The organism is Bradyrhizobium sp. CCBAU 51753 (assembly GCF_015291565.1).
Classification (GTDB): domain Bacteria; phylum Pseudomonadota; class Alphaproteobacteria; order Rhizobiales; family Xanthobacteraceae; genus Bradyrhizobium; species Bradyrhizobium ivorense.
Genome location: NZ_CP030037.1, coordinates 375,996 through 392,428 on the forward strand (window position 1 = coordinate 375,996; position 16,433 = coordinate 392,428).

The window sequence follows — 16,433 nt, forward strand, 5'->3', positions numbered from 1 at the left end:
TCCGGGAAAACCTCTCTGCGGCAAGACTTTCCCGGATTTCGCTGCGCTCCATCCGGGCTACGCTCGCTCTTCTCCTTCCCCCTGAAAGGGGGAAGGTCGGGATGGGGGTCAGCCACAGGCTCCGCTGCAAATGGAGAGAGCAGATCCCCACCCGCTTTGCTCTGGCGAGCAAACCGACCTCCCCTTTTCAAGGGGAGGTGGAGTCGAGCCCGGATTTCGTGACGCCGATTGCTTTCGCAGGGACGACATCGTGATTTACTGCTTGGGTTTGATCGCCCAGGACACGCTGACCGTCACCGACAGCGTCTCCTCGCCCTGCGCGACCGGCGCGCCGGAGGCCGCCATCGGCGCGGCGACCTTGCTGCGATACATCGGCACGGGCGCGCTGCCTTCCTCGGAAATGCTGATGGGGTCGCCGAGCGTGACGCCGGCGGCCTTGGCGTAGATGTCCGCCTTGCGGCGGGCGTCGGCAACGGCCTTCTCGCGTGCTTCGTCGAGCACCTTGGAAGCCTGCGACACCACGAAATTGATGCCGCCGATCTCGTTGGCGCCGGCGCCGACCAGCGCGTCGATCACGCCGGCGACCTTGCTGACGTCGCGCACCTTGATGGTGACGCGGTTGCTGGCGCGATAGCCGCTGACCGTGGCCGGGGCACCGCCTGCGCGGTCAGGCGCATATTTCGGCTGCAGCGACAGCCGCGAGGTCTGGTAGTCCTTGTCGTCGAGGCCGGCGCCCTTCAAGGCCGCCAGCACTTTCGCCATTGCGGCGTTGTTGGCCTCGGCGGCCTCGCGCGCGGTCTTCGCATCCGAGGTCACGCCGCCGTCGATCATGGCCTGGTCCGGCGCGACCGAGACGGTGGCCTCGCCGGTGACGGAAATCGCCGGCGGCGGCACCTGCGCGGATGCCGGTGCGGCAAGCAGCGCGAATGCGAGCAAGGCGAGCGGCAGGGGCAGTTTCATGGCTCTCACTTCAGTGGCACGTAGACGTTGATCACCAGCTTGTCCTCCGCGGTCTTCAGCGGATCGGTGATGTATTCCTCGATGAAGGTGTCCTTGGCCTCGAGCTTCTTGTCGTCGAGGTGATTGGTGATCGCCTCATAGGTGTTGTCCATGTTGTCGTAGGAGCCGCGATGGACGAACTTCAGCGCCTTGCCGTCGGGCGAATTGCCCATGCTCATGCCCTTGCCGAGATTCTTCACGTCCTGATCGACCGGGATCTCGGCGATGAAGGTGAAGCCGGTGTCGTCGGTCGAGGTGTAGACGATCATCGGATTGCCTGACGGTTTGACGTTCTCCTTGCCGAGCTGCGCGGTAAGCTGCTTGAACGCCTCGATCAGGGCATCGAATGCCGCGTCCCAATTGGCGTTGCCCTTCAGCATCACGACCTTCTTCGGCTCCAGCGTGAACGGCTCGCCGAAGGGGTCGGCGGTCTGCACCGGCGCGGCCGGCGGCGGCGGCGCCGGCGTCTGGGACGCGGCGGGGCCGTCAGCCGGGGACTTGGTTTCGGCCGGCGGCGGCACCGGGGCCGGCGTTGCCGATGGTGCGGGGGCCGGCGCCGGGCTCGCGGCGGGCGCCGGAGAGGGCGAGGCGGCCGGCGACTGGGCAAATGCCGGGCTTGCCAGTGCGATTGCGGCCAAAGGGAGCAGCGCGAGCAGGGCCGCGCGGAGCGTGCTGATACGGTTCATTTTATTCTCCATCCCCATCCTCAAGACGGCCGTTCGATCTGTCCCGGCGCACGGTCCGCGAGGCGCGATAGTCCTAACACGCAAGTTCCGCTTTCGTCCCATGACAGATGCGTCATGGGGCCATTCGGACTGTTGTTCTGACGCGTTTTCTTCACGCGAACCGGCATCCACTTCGCTCGAAAACGCTCTAGACTGGCCAACGCCCCACCACTCGCCATATAAGCAGGCAGAATTTGGGAAAATCGATGAGCGCGCTCGCCAACCACGCATTCGCCAAGATGAACGGCATCGGCAACGAGATCGTCGTCGTCGACCTGCGCGATTCCAAGGCATCGGTGACGGCCGCGGAGGCGCGCGCGGTCGCTTCGCCCGCCGGCGTGCCCTATGACCAGCTCATGGTGCTGCAGCCGCCGCGGCTCGACGGCACCGAGGCGTTCATCAAGATCTACAACAATGACGGCTCGGAGGCCGGCGCCTGCGGCAACGGCATGCGCTGCGTGGTACGGCGGATCTTCGAGAAGACCGGCCAGGCCACGGCGACATTCGAGACCCGCGCGGGCTTGCTCAATTGCTGGCAGGGTCCGGCGCCCGATCTCTACACCGTCGACATGGGCGCGCCGAAGTTCGGCTGGCAGGACATTCCGCTGGCCGAGGAATTTCGCGACACCCGTTACATCGAGCTGCAGGTCGGGCCGATCGACAATCCGGTGCTGCACTCGCCCTCAGTGGTGAGCATGGGCAATCCGCACGCGATCTTCTGGGTCGATGACGTCAACGCCTACGACCTCGAGCGTTTCGGGCCGCTGTTGGAAAACCACCCGATCTTCCCGGAGCGTGCCAACATCACGCTCGCCCATATCGTCGATCGCGATCACATCACGATGCGCACCTGGGAGCGCGGCGCCGGACTGACCCGGGCCTGCGGCTCGGCGGCCTGCGCGACGGCGGTCGCGGCGGCGCGCCTGAAGCGCGCCAACCGTATCGTCGAGATGACGCTGCCCGGCGGCAAGCTCGGCATCGAGTGGCGCGAGCGCGACGACCACGTGCTGATGACCGGCACCGCCGACTTCGAATATGAGGGACGTTTCGATCCGGCGCTGTTCGCCAGCGTCGCTTAGAGCATGATCCGGAAAAGTGGAAGCCGGTTTTCCGAAGAGATCATGCTCAAAGAAAGATCTCCCATGGGCGTCGACGTCGTCACCTTTGGCTGCCGCCTCAATGCATTCGAATCCGAGGTGATCCGGCGCGAGGCGGAGCAGGCGGGCCTCACAGATGCCATCGTCATCAACAGCTGCGCCGTCACCAGCGAGGCGGTCGCGCAGGCGCGGCAGTCGATCCGCAAGCTGAAGCGCGAGCGGCCCGCCGCGCGCATCGTGGTCACCGGCTGCGCTGCGCAGACGCAGGCGCACATGTTTGCCGAGATGTCCGAAGTCGATCGCGTCGTCGGCAATGACGAGAAGATGCGCGGCGAGGCCTGGCGAGCGGCGCGCACTGCGTTCGATATCGGCGCAAGCGAGAAGGTCGCGGTCGCCGACATCATGGCGGTGACGGAGATGGCGCCGCATCTGCTCGACGGTTTCGAGCGCGGCCTGCCGCGGGTGTTCGTGCAGGTGCAGAACGGCTGCGACCACCGCTGCACCTTCTGCATCATCCCGTATGGCCGCGGCAATTCGCGCTCGGTGCCGATGGGCGCGGTGGTCGATCAGGTCCGCGCGCTGGTCGAGCGCGGCCATGCCGAGATCGTGCTGACCGGCGTCGATCTCACGAGCTACGGCGGCGACCTGCCGGGTGCGCCGAAGCTCGGCCAATTGACCCGGCAGATCCTGCGCCACGTCCCCGAATTGAAGCGGCTGCGGATCTCATCGATCGATTCGATCGAGGCCGATCGCGATTTGCTGGACGTGATCGCCAGTGATGCGCGGCTGATGCCGCATCTGCATCTGTCGCTGCAATCCGGCGACGACCTGATCCTCAAGCGGATGAAGCGCCGGCATTCGCGCCGGGACGCGATCGATTTCTGCGCGCAGGTGCGGCGGCTGCGGCCGGACATCGCGCTCGGCGCCGACATCATCGCGGGCTTCCCGACCGAGACCGAGGCGATGTTCGCGCGCTCGCTCGACCTGGTCGAGCAATGCGATCTCACCTTCCTGCATGTGTTTCCGTATTCGAAGCGGCCGGGTACGCCGGCCGCGCGGATGCCGCAGGTCGCAGGCGGTGCGATCAAAGAGCGCGCGAAGCGTCTGCGCGCGGCGGGCGAGGCCGCGCTGCGGCGTCGGCTCGCAGCGGAGGTTGGCGCAACGCGCGACGTGCTGATCGAAAGCGACAGGCAGGGCCGAACCGAGCATTTCCTGCCGGTGGCTATTGCAGGTGATGTGCCGGGCATGGTGCGGCGGCACGTCATCACCGGGCATGACGGCGCCCGTCTCACGGTCTGAGCCACGAAAGGCTAGCGCTTGCCCGGCGGTGGCGATTGCGATGCGCGGACCTGCCAGAAGCGTAACAGGCGGTCGGCATTGCCCGGCGTCAATCGCGTGAACTGGCTTTTGGCGTTGGCGAGCTCGGCCGGTCCCATGGAGCCGGTTGTATAGCGGCATTCCATGATCGCTGCGGTGGTGTCCCAGCTCAGCCCTGCGGCCCGGCAGGGCACCAGCAGGCCTTCGCTGCGCAGGCTCTGCATCAGGGGGCGGATCACCTCGATGCTCGATTGCGCCAGATAGGCCAGCGCAACCACCGTCTCCTCGTATTTGCGCTGCCTGGCGAAGTTGAACAGGACAGCTTCGTCGAGCTCGCCGCTCTCCTTGAGTTTCGCGACGTGCCGCTTCGCCGCGGTGAAATCGCGGACCCGCGACATATCGCGCTCCACGCCGGCGGCGACCGCGGCGATCGCGTGGCGGATTTCCTCGAACAGATGCGGCGGGGCGCGTTCCAGCAACCGGCCGCGCACCTCTTCGGTGGCCTCGTGCAGCAGCTGCAGGCGGAGCTCGGACGGCAGATCGGCGCGGATGCCGGTCTCGACCGCAAGGTCGGGATCGTATTCGGCCTGGGCGAGGATCACGGTAAAGCCGCTCGCCGACACTTTTGCGCCGGGATTGCTGACCAGGCGCCGGCTCACGCTCGCAAAGCGGCGCGCCAACAGCGCGTCGGTGACGGCTTCCTTCAGCCACCAGCGGCCGGCGACGGCAAGCAGATGCTGCTCGCTCTTGGTCTGCGCGATCTCGACCAGATCCTCGGTGCTCAGGCGCGACGATTCCTGCAGCAGCGGCCGCGCGATTCTGATCTCGTCGTTCTTGGCAAGGCGGCGAACCAGCGCGGGCGGCGCCTGCGCCACCGGTGCCAGCTGCTCACTGATCTCGGCGAGCGCCATCCGCGCGCTGAGATCGGCCAGCGCCCGCAGCTCGATGGTGTTGACCAGCCGCTCGAGCACGTTGTCGAACAGCTCGATCTGCTCGGCGTTGAAGCTGCCGGCCGATGTCAGGAACAGGTCGGTGACGCGCTTGGCCGTCGCCATGCATTTTTCGGCCGAACCGGCGCGGATCGCAGCCTCGACCTCATCGACAATGGATTGCCCTGCATTCTGCATTGCTCGTCCTGAGCCGTGGCGGCGCTTTTCTGGCCAGCTTGCAGGACTACCGGACGGAACTGAATGATCCGTAAAGGATAATGATCCGTAAAATCCCGGGGTCTCCGGTGTCTATTCGCCGTTCCAGCCGCAGGCGGTGAGCCGCTCCCGCATGTGCTCCGGCGGCGGCGCGACCACGCGCACCGGCTCCTTGTTGCGGGAGATCGGGATGCCGATCTCGCGGGAATGCAGATGCAGGATCGGCTCGCCGAAGCGCGGGCCGTTGCCGTAGATGTTGTCGCCGACGATCGGCCAGCCGGTGGCGGCCGAATGCACCCGCAGCTGATGGGTCCGGCCGGTGACCGGCTCCATCGCGAGCCAAGTCAGACCCTGGCCGCGTCCCAGCACCTTCCAGTTGGTGATCGCCTTCTGCCCATCCGGGTCCGGCTTCTGCCACCAGCCGCGTTCCGCGTTGAGCCGGCCGAGCGGCAGGTCGATGGTCCCCTCATCTTCTGCGGGCCCGCCCTCGACCACGGTCCAGTAGGTCTTTGCGATCTTGCCGTGCTTGAACAGCAGCCCGAGCGAGGCGGTCGCCTTGCGGTGGCGTCCCAGCACCAGGCAACCGGACGTATCCTTGTCCAGCCGATGCGCCAGCACCGGCGGCCGCGGCAGGCCGAAGCGCAGCGCGTCGAACGACGCCTCGAGATTGGGGCCGCCCTTGGGACCGCGATGCACCGGCAGCCCGGGCGGCTTGTCGATGACCAGCATCAGCCCGTCGCGGTGGAGCACCCGCGCCTGGATTTGTTCAGGGGTCAATGAGGGAACATCGATCAATTCGTCGAGACTTTCGTTTGTGGGGCGAAACGGCTAACACAGCCCCTGGTGCGGCGGATTTGACATTCGCTTCTTGTTTCCGCGCACCGGTGAGCGAATGTCAAATCCGAAAAGCCGCACCAGAATCAAGATTCTCTAGTGTCCCTCGGCTCTAACATTCGCAACAGAGCTAGCCGCAACGGGATGCGAATGTTAGAGCCGGACACTAGACATGAACGATACCACTGCGGAACCCCCCAAGAAGAGCTGGTGGCAGCGGCTGACCGGCGGTCTGAAGCGCACCTCGGGTGCGCTTGGAACTGCGGTCGCCGATCTCGTCACCAAGCGCAAGCTCGATCGCGCCATGCTCGATGACATCGAGGATGTGCTGCTGCGCGCCGATCTCGGCACCGAGGTGTCGGTCAGGATCGCGGATGCCGTCGGCAAGGGCCGTTACGACAAGGCGATCTCGGCCGACGAGGTCAAGTCGGTGGTCGCGACCGAGGTCGAGAAGGTGCTGTCGCCGGTGGCGAAGCCGCTGGAGATCGATGGATCGAAACGGCCGTTCGTCATCCTGGTGGTCGGCGTCAACGGCTCCGGCAAGACCACGACGATCGGCAAGCTGGCCGCAAAATTCTCCGCCGAGGGCCGCAAGGTGATGCTGGCGGCCGGCGACACCTTTCGGGCCGCGGCCATCGAGCAGCTCAAGGTCTGGGGCGAGCGCACCAAATCGCCGGTCATCGCCGGCGCCCAGGGCTCGGATTCGGCAAGCCTCGCCTTCACTGCGCTGACCGCGGCGAAGGAACAGCAACGCGACGTACTCTTGATCGACACCGCCGGCCGGCTGCAGAACAAGTCCGAGCTGATGAACGAGCTCGAGAAGGTGGTGCGGGTCATCAAGAAGGTCGACGCTGCGGCGCCGCATGCCGTGCTGCTCGTGCTGGACGCCACGGTGGGACAAAATGCGCTGTCGCAGGTCGAGGCGTTTCATCGTACGGCAGGCGTCACGGGCCTGGTGATGACCAAGCTCGACGGCACCGCGCGCGGCGGCATCCTGGTCGCGCTGTCGGAGAAGCACAAGCTGCCGGTGCATTTCATCGGCGTCGGCGAAGGCGTCGAGGATCTCGCGCCGTTCGCGGCGAAGGATTTTGCCAAGGCGATTGCTGGAATCGAGGCATGACCCCGAAAAGTGGTAACCGGTTTTCGGATCAGGTCATGCCTCAAACCAAGATAGAGAATTGATGGACAAGACGCAGCCGCATCCACTGTTCAAGCTTGCGACCGAGCTCGGGCCGCTGCTCGTGTTCTTTGTCGTGAATGCAAAATACCATCTGTTCGCGGCGACCGGCGCCTTCATGGTCGCGATCGTCGCGGCGATGATCGCGTCCTATGTGGTGACCAAGCACGTGCCGATCATGGCGCTGGTGACCGGCGCCATCGTGCTGGTGTTCGGCACGCTGACCTTGGTGCTGCACGACGAGACCTTCATCAAGCTGAAGCCGACCATCATCTACGGCCTGTTCGCGGCGGTGCTCGGCGGCGGGCTGCTGTTCGGCCGCTCCTTCATCGCCATCATGTTCGACCAGATGTTCAACCTGACGCCGCAGGGCTGGCGCATCCTCACGGCGCGCTGGGCGCTGTTCTTCGCCGGCATGGCGATCCTGAACGAGATCGTCTGGCGCACCCAGTCGACGGATTTCTGGGTGAACTTCAAGGTGTTCGGCGTAACGCCGCTGACCATGGTCTTCGCCATCGCGCAGATGCCGCTGACCAAGCGCTATCATCTCGAGCCGGTCTCGCTGGAGGCGAGCGAGGCTGATGCGGGCGACGTGCGGAAGGGGTGATTTTCGCCGTCATTCCGGGGCGGCTCGCAGAGCCGAACCCGGAATCTCGAGGTTCCGGGTTCATCGCTCCCGCGATGCCCCGGAACGACAGCGGTTAGCTTCCCGCCGCCAGCGCCTTCTCGATCTCGGCCTTCAGCACGGTGTTGACGTTCTCAGGCGTCACCGGGCCGACCAGCTTGTAGACGATCTTGCCCTCGCGCCCGACCACAAAGGTCTCGGGCACGCCGTAGACGCCCCATTCGATCGAGGCGCGGCCGTTGCCGTCGACGCCGACGATGCCGAACGGATTGCCGTAGCGGCCGAGGAAGCGCCGGGCGTTCTCGGGCGCGTCCTTGTAGTTGATGCCGATGATCTGGAAGCGCTTGTCCTTGCCGAGCTCGGTCAGCAGCGGCGCCTCGTCATGGCAGGGCACGCACCACGACGCCCAGACATTGACCACGCTGACTTTGCCCTTGAACACGGCGGGATCGAGCCCTGGAACCGGCGTGCCGTCCTTTGCCAGGCCGTCGAGCGCGGGCAGCGCGGTCTGCGGCGCCGGCCGCCCGATCAGCGCCGACGGGATTTTCGAGGGATCGCCGCCATAGAGCCGCAGCAGGAACAGGCCCGCGAGCCCTAGGAAGATGACCAGCGGCAGCAGCACCAGCCAGCGCCGGCCCTGCGGAGGATGATTGGCCGCCTGCTCGCTCATCGCATGTCCGCCGCGCTGCGGCCGGAGCGGCGGGTCACGCCGCTGGCCTCGATCTCCCTCAGGCGCGCCTGCTGCCGGCGATAGTCGGCGATGATCCAGACGATCAGCAGCAGCACGACCGCGGTCACCAGCGCGTAGGAGGTCACGATGAAGGAGGCGTAGGGGCCGAGCGACATCGTGTTACGCGGCTCCAATTTCTTTTGGCGTGCTTCCGGTGCTGGCTTCGCCCGAAAACGCGACGCGACTGGCCTGCATCATCTGCAGGCTGCGGACGCGGCGGCGCAGGATCTCGTTGCGCATCGCGGCGAGGTGCAAGGTGATGAAGAGCAGCGAAAACGCGATCGCCATCACCAGCAGCGGCCATAGGAACGCCTTGTCGAGGGTCGGCCCGCCGGCGCGGAACACCGAGGCCGGCTGATGCAGCGTGTTCCACCAGTCGACCGAGAATTTGATGATCGGAATATTGATCGCGCCGACCAGCGTGAGGACCGCCGCCGCCCGCGCCGCGCGCGAGGGATCCTCCACCGCGCGCCACAGCGCCATCAGCCCGAGATACATCAGGAACAGGATCAGCACCGAGGTCAGCCGCGCATCCCATTCCCAGTAGGTGCCCCACATCGGCCGGCCCCACAGCGAGCCGGTGACCAGCGCAAGGAAGGTGAAGGCGGCGCCGATCGGCGCGGCCGACTTTGCCGCGACGTCGGCGAGCGGATGCCGCCACACCAGCGTGCCGAGCGCGGCGATGCTCATGACGCCCCAGACGAACATCGACAGCCACGCGTTCGGCACGTGGATGAACATGATCTTGACCGTGGCGCCCTGCTGATAGTCGTCGGGCGCCATCGCCGACTGGTAGAGGCCGATCGCGAGCAGGATCGCGGTCGCGCCCGCCAGCCACGGCAGGATCCGCGTGGTCAGCGCCAGGAATCTGGTCGGGTTGGCGAGATCGGTCAGCGTCATGACATTCCTGATAGTCGCCTGATGGGTCGCGGGCAATCGGCCAATGTCCTCTCGTCGAGAATTGATCTGTTCCGTTTCAGTCCAGCCCGTGCCGCAGGCTGGCGGCGGCGGCAAACGGCCCGATAACCAGACTGAACAGCGATAGCGCGCACAGGATCGAGAACGGCGTTCCAAACGACATCGGACCCGATATCGCCGCCTGCGAGGCCGCAACGCCGAAGATCAGCACCGGGATCGACAGCGGCAGCACCAGCACGGCAAGCAACAGCCCGCCGCGATGCAGCGTCACCGCCAGCGCCGCGCCGATCATGCCGGTGAAGGTCAGCGCCGGCGTTCCCGCCAGCAGCGTCAGCGCCACCGCCAGGGTCGCGGTGCCGTCGAGATTGAGCAAGAGGCCGAGCACAGGCGTCGCGACGATCAGCGGCAGGCCGGCGGCGAGCCAATGCGCCAGCGCCTTGGCCGCGCAGGCCAGTTCCAGCGGCGTCCGGCTCATCACGATGAGGTCGAGCGAGCCGTCCTCGTGATCCGCCGTGAACAGCCGGTCGAGCGTGAGCAGGCTCGCCAACAGCGCGCCGAGCCAGAGGATGGCCGGACCCAGCCGCGACAGCAGGGCAAGATCCGGCCCGACCGCGAACGGCATCAGCACGGTGACGGTGAGAAAGAACAGCACCCCGATCAGCGCCCCGCCGCCGACGCGCAGCGCGATCCTGATGTCACGCCGGATCAGTGCCGCGAGCGCGCTCATGCCGCGCCTCCCATGCGCAGGCTGCTGGCATCGACGCCGAGCGGCAGGTGGGTGGCTGCAATCACGATACCGCCGCCGGCGAGATGGTCGCGCATCAGCCTGACGAACAGCGCCTGGCCGGCCGCATCGAGCGCCGAGGTCGGCTCGTCGAGCAGCCAGACCGGCCGCCGCACCGCGAGCAGGCGCGCGATCGACAGGCGGCGGCGCTGGCCGGCGGAGAGGTAGGCCGCCGGCAGATGCGCGGCGTGATCGAGCGCCACCGCGGCAAGGCATTGCTGCGTGTCCTGCGTGTCGCCGCCGAGGAAGTCGCGCCAGAACGACAGATTTTCGCGCACGCTGAGCGCCGGCTTCAGGGCGTCGCGGTGGCCGAGATAGTGCGCCTGCTCGGGCAGGCTGAGCTCGGCATCGCCGCCTTCGAGCGCGACCGATCCTTCGGCCGGGACCAGCAGCCCGGCGATGACGCGGAGCAGCGAGGTCTTGCCCACGCCGTTCGGCCCGGTGATGGCCAGCGCCTCGCCCGCGGCGGCCGACACATCCAGTCCGGAAAACACCTGCCGGCCGCCGCGCACGCATGTCAGATTTCGTCCCGAGAGCCGCATGGTTGGTCTTGTCACAGCCCTCTGAAATCTTTCGCTACCGCGTGAGAATTTTTGGGTCGCGCAACGCTGTCGCACGCTTGTCGGTGTGGCGGTGCTTCTAGAAAGGTTCTATAAGCCCGGAACTTGATGCAGCACACACAATCGGCGGCCGCAAGCCACCCCGGCCTGTCCTAGCTAGCCAGCGCGCCGCCGGTGTTTAGTTACCCTTTCCGGGTACAAACTAAAAATTGGGATCCCTCGCATGACCTCGCTCGACAGCTTCAAATGCCGCAAGACCTTGAAGGTCGGTGGCAAGACCTACGTCTATTACAGCCTGCCCACGGCAGAGAAGAACGGACTGAAGGGCATTTCGAAGCTGCCATATTCGATGAAGGTTCTGCTCGAGAACCTGCTGCGCAACGAGGACGGCCGCACCGTCAAGAAAGACGACATCGTCGCGGTGTCGAAATGGCTGAAGAAGCGCCAGCTCGAGCACGAAATCGCCTTCCGCCCGGCGCGCGTCCTGATGCAGGATTTCACCGGCGTCCCGGCCGTGGTCGATCTCGCCGCGATGCGCAACGCGATGCAGAACCTCGGCGGCGATGCCGAGAAGATCAACCCGCTGGTGCCGGTCGATCTCGTCATCGACCACTCTGTCATCGTCAACTTCTTCGGTGACAACAAGGCGTTCGGCAAGAACGTGGTCGAGGAATACAAGCAGAACCAGGAGCGCTACGAGTTCCTGAAGTGGGGCCAGAAGGCGTTCTCGAACTTCTCGGTGGTGCCGCCCGGCACCGGCATCTGCCACCAGGTCAATCTCGAATATCTCGCCCAGACGGTGTGGACCAAGAAGGAGAAGATGACGGTCGGCAAGAAGACCGGCACCTTCGAGGTCGCCTATCCGGACTCGCTGGTCGGCACCGACTCGCACACCACCATGGTCAACGGCCTCGCCGTGCTCGGCTGGGGCGTCGGCGGCATCGAGGCGGAAGCCTGCATGCTCGGCCAGCCGCTGTCGATGCTGCTGCCGGAGGTCGTCGGCTTCAAGCTCAAGGGCCAGCTCAAGGAGGGCGTCACCGCGACCGACCTCGTGCTGACCGTCACCCAGATGCTGCGCAAGCTCGGCGTGGTCGGCAAGTTCGTCGAGTTCTTCGGCCCGGGCCTCGACTATCTCTCGGTCGCGGACAAGGCGACCATCGGCAACATGGCCCCCGAATACGGCGCGACCTGCGGCTTCTTCCCGGTCGACGCCGCGACCATCGATTACCTCAAGACCTCCGGCCGCAAGGCCGATCGGGTCAAGCTGGTGCAGTCCTATGCCAAGGCGCAGGGCCTGTTCCGCACCGCCAAGTCGGCCGATCCGGTGTTCACCACCACGCTGACGCTCGACCTCGCCGACGTCGTGCCGTCGATGGCCGGACCGAAGCGCCCCGAGGGCCGCATCGCGCTGCCGGCGGTCTCGACCGGTTTCGCAACCGCGCTGGTCAACGAGTACAAGAAGCCCGACGGTGAGCAGAAGCGCTTTGCCGTCGAGGGCCGCGACTTCGATCTCGGCCATGGCGACGTCGTGATCGCGGCGATCACCTCCTGCACCAACACCTCGAATCCGAGCGTCTTGATCGGCGCCGGCCTCTTGGCCCGCAAGGCAGCCGCCAAGGGGCTGAAGGCAAAACCGTGGGTGAAGACCTCGCTGGCGCCGGGCAGCCAGGTGGTGGCGGAATATCTCGCCAATTCCGGCCTGCAGGCCGATCTCGACAAGGTCGGTTTCAATCTGGTCGGCTTCGGCTGCACCACCTGCATCGGCAATTCCGGCCCGCTGCCGGAAGACATCTCGAAATCGATCAACGAGAACGGCATCGTCGCTGCCGCCGTGCTGTCGGGTAACCGCAACTTCGAAGGCCGCGTCTCGCCCGACGTGCAGGCCAACTATCTCGCCTCGCCGCCGCTGGTGGTGGCACATGCGATCGCCGGCACCGTGACCAAGGATCTCGCGGTCGAGCCGCTCGGCATCGGCAAGGACGGCAAGCCGGTGTTCCTCAAGGACATCTGGCCGACCGCGAAGGAAATCAACGCCTTCATGAAGCGCTTCGTCACCGCGACGATCTTCAAGAAGAAATACGCCGACGTGTTCAAGGGCGACACCAACTGGCGCAAGATCAAGACCACGGAAAGCGAGACCTATCGCTGGAACATGAGCTCGACCTATGTGCAGAACCCGCCCTATTTCGAGGGCATGAAGAAGGAGCCGGCGCCGATCACCGACGTGGTCGATGCACGGATCCTCGCGATGTTCGGCGACAAGATCACCACCGACCACATCTCGCCGGCCGGTTCGATCAAGCTGACCTCGCCCGCCGGCAAGTTCCTCAGCGAGCACCAGGTGCGTCCCGCCGACTTCAACCAGTACGGCACGCGCCGCGGCAACCATGAAGTGATGATGCGCGGCACCTTCGCCAACATCCGCATCAAGAACTTCATGCTGAAGGGCGCCGACGGCAATATTCCGGAGGGCGGTCTCACCAAGCACTGGCCCGACGGCGAGCAGATGTCGATCTACGATGCTGCGATGAAGTATCAAGCCGAGGGCGTGCCGCTGGTGGTGTTCGCCGGCGCCGAATACGGCAACGGCTCGTCACGCGACTGGGCGGCCAAGGGCACGCGCCTGCTCGGCGTGCGCGCGGTGATCTGCCAGAGCTTCGAGCGCATCCACCGCTCCAACCTGGTCGGCATGGGCGTGCTTCCGCTCACCTTCCAGGACGGCGCATCGTGGTCGTCGCTCGGTCTGAAGGGCGATGAGAAGGTCACGATCCGCGGGCTGCAGGGCGATCTGAAGCCGCGCCAGACCCTGACCGCCGAAATCGTCTCCAGCGATGGCGGCAAGAAGGACGTCCCGTTGCTCTGCCGCATCGATACGCTGGACGAGCTCGATTACTACCGCAACGGCGGCATCCTGCATTATGTGTTGCGCAAACTCGCGGCTTAAGGCCCTCCGTTTGAGCATGATCTGCACGGAAAACCGCTTCGCACTTTGCGCTGACGCGGCCCTCCGGGTCCGGATCATGCTCTACGCGGATTTGTGATCGGTGGCTCACCGCTTAGTGAGTAGCGACCAAAAAGAAGGCGGCCTATGACAAAGGCCGCTTTCTGGCGTTTTGGGGCACGCAGTTTCAGGGACAGCTTCATGCTCCGTACAATTACGGATGGAAATCATCACGACTGGTTCGCAGTATGACAGCGATGATGGCCTATAATCGCATATCGCAATGGTCCAGCGCCCTCGGTATCTGCGCAATCATCGCGATCATCCGCCCCGCTCACGCCGACCCGCGTGCCGTCGTCGAACTCTTCACCTCGCAGGGCTGCTCGTCCTGTCCGCCCGCGGACAAGGTCATCGGTGAGCTCGCGAAGGATCCCAACGTCATCGCGCTGAGCATGCCGATCGATTATTGGGACTATCTCGGCTGGAAGGACACGCTGGCCGATTCCCGTTTCAGCGCGCGTCAGAAGGCCTATTCGCACATGCGCGGCGATCGCGACGTCTACACGCCGCAGGCGGTGATCAACGGCTCCGCGCATGTGATCGGCAGCGACCGCGACAGCATCGAGAGCGCGATCAAGGCCACCGACAACAGCGCCGGCGTGATGTCGGTGCCGGTGACGCTGACGTTGAGCGGCAAGCAGATCAACGTTTCGGTGGCCGCGGCCAAGTCGCCGACGGCGGCGCGCGGCGAGGTCTGGATCTGCTCGATCTCGAAGTCGGTGCCGATCTCGATTGCGCGCGGCGAGAATCGCGGCCGCGAGATCACCTACCACAATGTGGTGCGCAATCTCCTGAAGGTCGGTGACTGGAACGGTTCGTCCGGAAGCTGGACCGTCCCGCTGGAGAACATCACGCGCGACGGCGTCGACGCCGCGGCGGTCTATATCCAGGACGGCAATCGTGAGAAGCCGGGCCCGATGCTCGGCGCGGCGATCACGTCGCTTCGCTAACCGTTAGCACGCAATCGTCGTCAACGGCGTCGTGCAATGCGCGACGTCCGTCGAGCGTCCTTCCAGACATCTTTTGCAACGAAGGTGGTCCGCGCCTTGCGCGTGACGCGATCACGCCGCGTCGAGCAGTCCCCCAAAAACAAAAAGGACCAACTTTCGTTGGCCCAGTGTTGGGATTAACTCCCCTGCGAACAGGCCCGATCCCGACGGCCCCGGGGGGCTGGGGGCTGAGGAATCCGGAACCGAAAGGACCGGGCCAACGCAGGATTTTCTTTTCGCAAGGCAGCAGGGCGGGCGATTGGCGGAAGTGGGGCAGCAATATGATTCCGCTAACGTTCCCGTGAGTCCTTCAGAGATAAGGGATTTTCGGGACAATCGGTCGCGCTCGAAGTGGTTAAGGTTCGGTTGCCTCGCGAATGGGCCCTTGCGGCGCTCTGCGCTTAGCGCAATCATGTCAGCCTCGTGACGATCCCGAGCAGCGGGGACCGGTTTGGGGTGTGATCGTCGCCGAGATGACAGGAGGCGCTCGATGAGTTTGATCTCGGAGGACACTGATCCGAGCGGGAGCCGCGCCGTGGCGCGTCCCGCCGCGGCGGCCCCTCAGTCCAACCGTGTGACGTTCAATCGACTTGAACTCAATCGCATTCTCAATCTCTATGGCCGCATGGTCGCCGACGGTGAGTGGCGCGACTATGCGATCGACTTCCTCAAGGACCGCGCGGTGTTCTCGGTGTTTCGCCGCGCGTCGGAAGTGCCGATCTACCGCATCGAGAAGGATCCGCGCCTCGCGCGCAAGCAGGGCATGTACAGCGTGATTTCGGCGACCGGCCTGATCCTGCGCCGCGGTCATGAACTCGAACGCGTCCTGCTCGTGATCGACCGCAAGCTGGCGCTGGTGTGACCACGCTGCCGTAGCCTGGATGAAGCGCAGCGCAATCCGGGGATTCATCATCCGCGGAGAGTGCGGTCCCGGATTGCGCTGCGCTCCATCCAGGCTACTGATCTTGTCTAATCCGCCGGCACCGTTTCCGCGCCTTCGCCGAGCGCGCGCTGCATCATCACGGTGTCGAGCCAGCGGCCGAACTTCAGGCCGACGCTGGGATGGGTTCCGATCATCTGGAAGCCGCATCGGCGGTGCAGCCCGATCGAGCCCGCATTGGCGGAATCGCCGATCACCGCAATCATCTGCCGGAAGCCGGCGGCCTCGCAGTCGGCGATCAGCCGTTCCATCAACCTGAGACCGATGCCGCGGCGATGGACGGCAGGATCCAGATAGACCGAGTTCTCGACCGTGAAGCGGTAGGCCGGACGCGGCCGGTAGGGGCCGGCATAGGCGTAGCCGGCGACGCGGCCGTCAAGCACGGCGACGAGATAGGGGAAGCCGCCGTCCGCCAGCGCCCGGTAGCGGCGCGTCATCTCGGTGAGGTCGGGCGGGATCAGCTCGAAGGTCGCGGTGCCGAAGCGCACCGCCTGCTCGTAGATCGCCGTGACGGCAGCAAGGTCAGCCTCGGTGGCGGGCCTGATTTCAGAATTGGACTTAAGCTCGGGCATGGCGCGACACTATTTTTGCC

At 65.4% G+C, this 16,433-nt stretch carries 17 protein-coding genes; 7 read left to right on the forward strand and 10 right to left on the reverse strand.

From position 1 onward, the window contains the following. Positions 1-255 precede the first annotated feature (255 nt). Together XH93_RS01795 and XH93_RS01800 are read right to left on the reverse strand one after the other, a co-directional pair. Positions 256-960 (reverse strand): SIMPL domain-containing protein, encoded by a 705-nt coding sequence (locus tag XH93_RS01795; protein ID WP_194472165.1) that lies wholly within the window; start codon positions 958-960, stop codon positions 256-258. 5 nt (positions 961-965) lie between these two features. Then, the gene (locus XH93_RS01800) at positions 966-1,685 is read right to left on the reverse strand and encodes a GyrI-like domain-containing protein (RefSeq protein ID WP_194472166.1); all 720 of its coding nucleotides are present in this window, start codon (positions 1,683-1,685) and stop codon (positions 966-968) included. A 245-nt stretch (positions 1,686-1,930) separates the two neighbouring features. Here XH93_RS01800 and dapF point away from each other — a divergent pair, with 245 nt between their 5' ends. Both dapF and mtaB read left to right on the forward strand, forming a co-directional pair. Beyond that, positions 1,931-2,803 carry a diaminopimelate epimerase gene (gene dapF, locus XH93_RS01805; RefSeq protein ID WP_194472167.1) on the forward strand — a complete coding sequence of 291 codons (873 nt, stop codon included), beginning with the start codon at positions 1,931-1,933 and terminating at the stop codon, positions 2,801-2,803. Between the two features lie 63 nt (positions 2,804-2,866). After that, on the forward strand, positions 2,867-4,120 hold the full coding sequence (mtaB, locus tag XH93_RS01810) for a tRNA (N(6)-L-threonylcarbamoyladenosine(37)-C(2))-methylthiotransferase MtaB (protein ID WP_194472168.1): 1,254 nt from the start codon (positions 2,867-2,869) through the stop codon (positions 4,118-4,120). Between the two features lie 11 nt (positions 4,121-4,131). On the opposite strand, the gene XH93_RS01815 is transcribed toward mtaB, so the two are convergent. Both XH93_RS01815 and XH93_RS01820 read right to left on the reverse strand, forming a co-directional pair. Next, positions 4,132-5,265 (reverse strand): DUF2336 domain-containing protein, encoded by a 1,134-nt coding sequence (locus XH93_RS01815; RefSeq protein ID WP_194472169.1) that lies wholly within the window; start codon positions 5,263-5,265, stop codon positions 4,132-4,134. 111 nt (positions 5,266-5,376) lie between these two features. After that, the gene (locus XH93_RS01820) at positions 5,377-6,078 is read right to left on the reverse strand and encodes an RluA family pseudouridine synthase (RefSeq protein WP_194472170.1); all 702 of its coding nucleotides are present in this window, start codon (positions 6,076-6,078) and stop codon (positions 5,377-5,379) included. 211 nt (positions 6,079-6,289) lie between these two features. On the opposite strand from XH93_RS01820, the gene ftsY reads away from it, so the two are divergent. Together ftsY and XH93_RS01830 are read left to right on the forward strand one after the other, a co-directional pair. Continuing rightward, complete coding sequence (gene ftsY, locus XH93_RS01825; protein ID WP_194472171.1) at positions 6,290-7,237, forward strand: signal recognition particle-docking protein FtsY; 948 nt, start codon at positions 6,290-6,292, stop codon at positions 7,235-7,237. A gap of 61 nt (positions 7,238-7,298) precedes the next feature. Then, positions 7,299-7,901 (forward strand): septation protein A, encoded by a 603-nt coding sequence (locus XH93_RS01830; RefSeq protein WP_194472172.1) that lies wholly within the window; start codon positions 7,299-7,301, stop codon positions 7,899-7,901. Positions 7,902-7,995: 94 nt separating this feature from the next. Here XH93_RS01830 and XH93_RS01835 read toward each other — a convergent pair whose 3' ends face one another. The 5 genes from XH93_RS01835 to ccmA all read right to left on the reverse strand — a co-directional run bounded on the left by XH93_RS01835 (position 7,996) and on the right by ccmA (position 10,893). Continuing rightward, positions 7,996-8,589 carry a DsbE family thiol:disulfide interchange protein gene (locus tag XH93_RS01835; protein ID WP_194472173.1) on the reverse strand — a complete coding sequence of 198 codons (594 nt, stop codon included), beginning with the start codon at positions 8,587-8,589 and terminating at the stop codon, positions 7,996-7,998. Further along, positions 8,586-8,765: a heme exporter protein CcmD gene (gene ccmD / locus XH93_RS01840; protein WP_194472174.1), complete on the reverse strand. Its 180-nt coding sequence runs from the start codon at positions 8,763-8,765 to the stop codon at positions 8,586-8,588. The genes XH93_RS01835 and ccmD overlap by 4 nt, the downstream gene beginning before the upstream one ends. A 4-nt stretch (positions 8,766-8,769) precedes the next feature. Beyond that, positions 8,770-9,549 (reverse strand): heme ABC transporter permease, encoded by a 780-nt coding sequence (locus XH93_RS01845; RefSeq protein WP_194472175.1) that lies wholly within the window; start codon positions 9,547-9,549, stop codon positions 8,770-8,772. Between the two features lie 76 nt (positions 9,550-9,625). After that, positions 9,626-10,294: a heme exporter protein CcmB gene (ccmB, locus tag XH93_RS01850; protein WP_139857264.1), complete on the reverse strand. Its 669-nt coding sequence runs from the start codon at positions 10,292-10,294 to the stop codon at positions 9,626-9,628. Further along, positions 10,291-10,893, reverse strand: a complete 603-nt coding sequence (ccmA, locus tag XH93_RS01855) for a heme ABC exporter ATP-binding protein CcmA (protein WP_194472176.1) — start codon at positions 10,891-10,893, stop codon at positions 10,291-10,293. Before ccmA ends, ccmB begins: the two co-directional genes overlap by 4 nt. A gap of 241 nt (positions 10,894-11,134) precedes the next feature. Here ccmA and acnA point away from each other — a divergent pair, with 241 nt between their 5' ends. The 3 genes from acnA (at position 11,135) to XH93_RS01870 (ending at position 15,763) form a co-directional block, all read left to right on the forward strand. Further along, the gene (acnA, locus tag XH93_RS01860) at positions 11,135-13,855 is read left to right on the forward strand and encodes an aconitate hydratase AcnA (protein WP_194472177.1); all 2,721 of its coding nucleotides are present in this window, start codon (positions 11,135-11,137) and stop codon (positions 13,853-13,855) included. A gap of 245 nt (positions 13,856-14,100) precedes the next feature. Beyond that, positions 14,101-14,862 carry a thioredoxin family protein gene (locus XH93_RS01865; protein WP_139479991.1) on the forward strand — a complete coding sequence of 254 codons (762 nt, stop codon included), beginning with the start codon at positions 14,101-14,103 and terminating at the stop codon, positions 14,860-14,862. 529 nt (positions 14,863-15,391) lie between these two features. Then, positions 15,392-15,763, forward strand: a complete 372-nt coding sequence (locus XH93_RS01870) for a DUF2794 domain-containing protein (protein ID WP_139857261.1) — start codon at positions 15,392-15,394, stop codon at positions 15,761-15,763. Positions 15,764-15,870: 107 nt separating this feature from the next. On the opposite strand, the gene XH93_RS01875 is transcribed toward XH93_RS01870, so the two are convergent. After that, positions 15,871-16,413, reverse strand: coding sequence for a GNAT family N-acetyltransferase (locus tag XH93_RS01875; protein WP_194472178.1), 543 nt, complete (start codon positions 16,411-16,413; stop codon positions 15,871-15,873). Positions 16,414-16,433: the final 20 nt, after the last annotated feature.

Bases quoted from the DNA above. Each gene is read 5' to 3' on its own strand.
- XH93_RS01795 (WP_194472165.1), bottom strand. From the start codon at position 960: ATGAAACTGCCCCTGCCGCTCGCCTTGCTCGCATTCGCGCTGCTTGCC.
- ccmD (WP_194472174.1), bottom strand. From the start codon at position 8,765: ATGTCGCTCGGCCCCTACGCCTCCTTCATCGTGACCTCCTACGCGCTG.
- XH93_RS01845 (WP_194472175.1), bottom strand. From the start codon at position 9,549: ATGACGCTGACCGATCTCGCCAACCCGACCAGATTCCTGGCGCTGACC.
- XH93_RS01835 (WP_194472173.1), bottom strand. From the start codon at position 8,589: ATGAGCGAGCAGGCGGCCAATCATCCTCCGCAGGGCCGGCGCTGGCTG.
- XH93_RS01870 (WP_139857261.1), top strand. From the start codon at position 15,392: ATGAGTTTGATCTCGGAGGACACTGATCCGAGCGGGAGCCGCGCCGTG.
- ccmB (WP_139857264.1), bottom strand. From the start codon at position 10,294: ATGAGCGCGCTCGCGGCACTGATCCGGCGTGACATCAGGATCGCGCTG.
- XH93_RS01800 (WP_194472166.1), bottom strand. From the start codon at position 1,685: ATGAACCGTATCAGCACGCTCCGCGCGGCCCTGCTCGCGCTGCTCCCT.
- dapF (WP_194472167.1), top strand. From the start codon at position 1,931: ATGAGCGCGCTCGCCAACCACGCATTCGCCAAGATGAACGGCATCGGC.
- XH93_RS01865 (WP_139479991.1), top strand. From the start codon at position 14,101: ATGACAGCGATGATGGCCTATAATCGCATATCGCAATGGTCCAGCGCC.
- ccmA (WP_194472176.1), bottom strand. From the start codon at position 10,893: ATGCGGCTCTCGGGACGAAATCTGACATGCGTGCGCGGCGGCCGGCAG.
- XH93_RS01815 (WP_194472169.1), bottom strand. From the start codon at position 5,265: ATGCAGAATGCAGGGCAATCCATTGTCGATGAGGTCGAGGCTGCGATC.
- ftsY (WP_194472171.1), top strand. From the start codon at position 6,290: ATGAACGATACCACTGCGGAACCCCCCAAGAAGAGCTGGTGGCAGCGG.
- XH93_RS01830 (WP_194472172.1), top strand. From the start codon at position 7,299: ATGGACAAGACGCAGCCGCATCCACTGTTCAAGCTTGCGACCGAGCTC.
- mtaB (WP_194472168.1), top strand. From the start codon at position 2,867: ATGGGCGTCGACGTCGTCACCTTTGGCTGCCGCCTCAATGCATTCGAA.
- XH93_RS01875 (WP_194472178.1), bottom strand. From the start codon at position 16,413: ATGCCCGAGCTTAAGTCCAATTCTGAAATCAGGCCCGCCACCGAGGCT.
- acnA (WP_194472177.1), top strand. From the start codon at position 11,135: ATGACCTCGCTCGACAGCTTCAAATGCCGCAAGACCTTGAAGGTCGGT.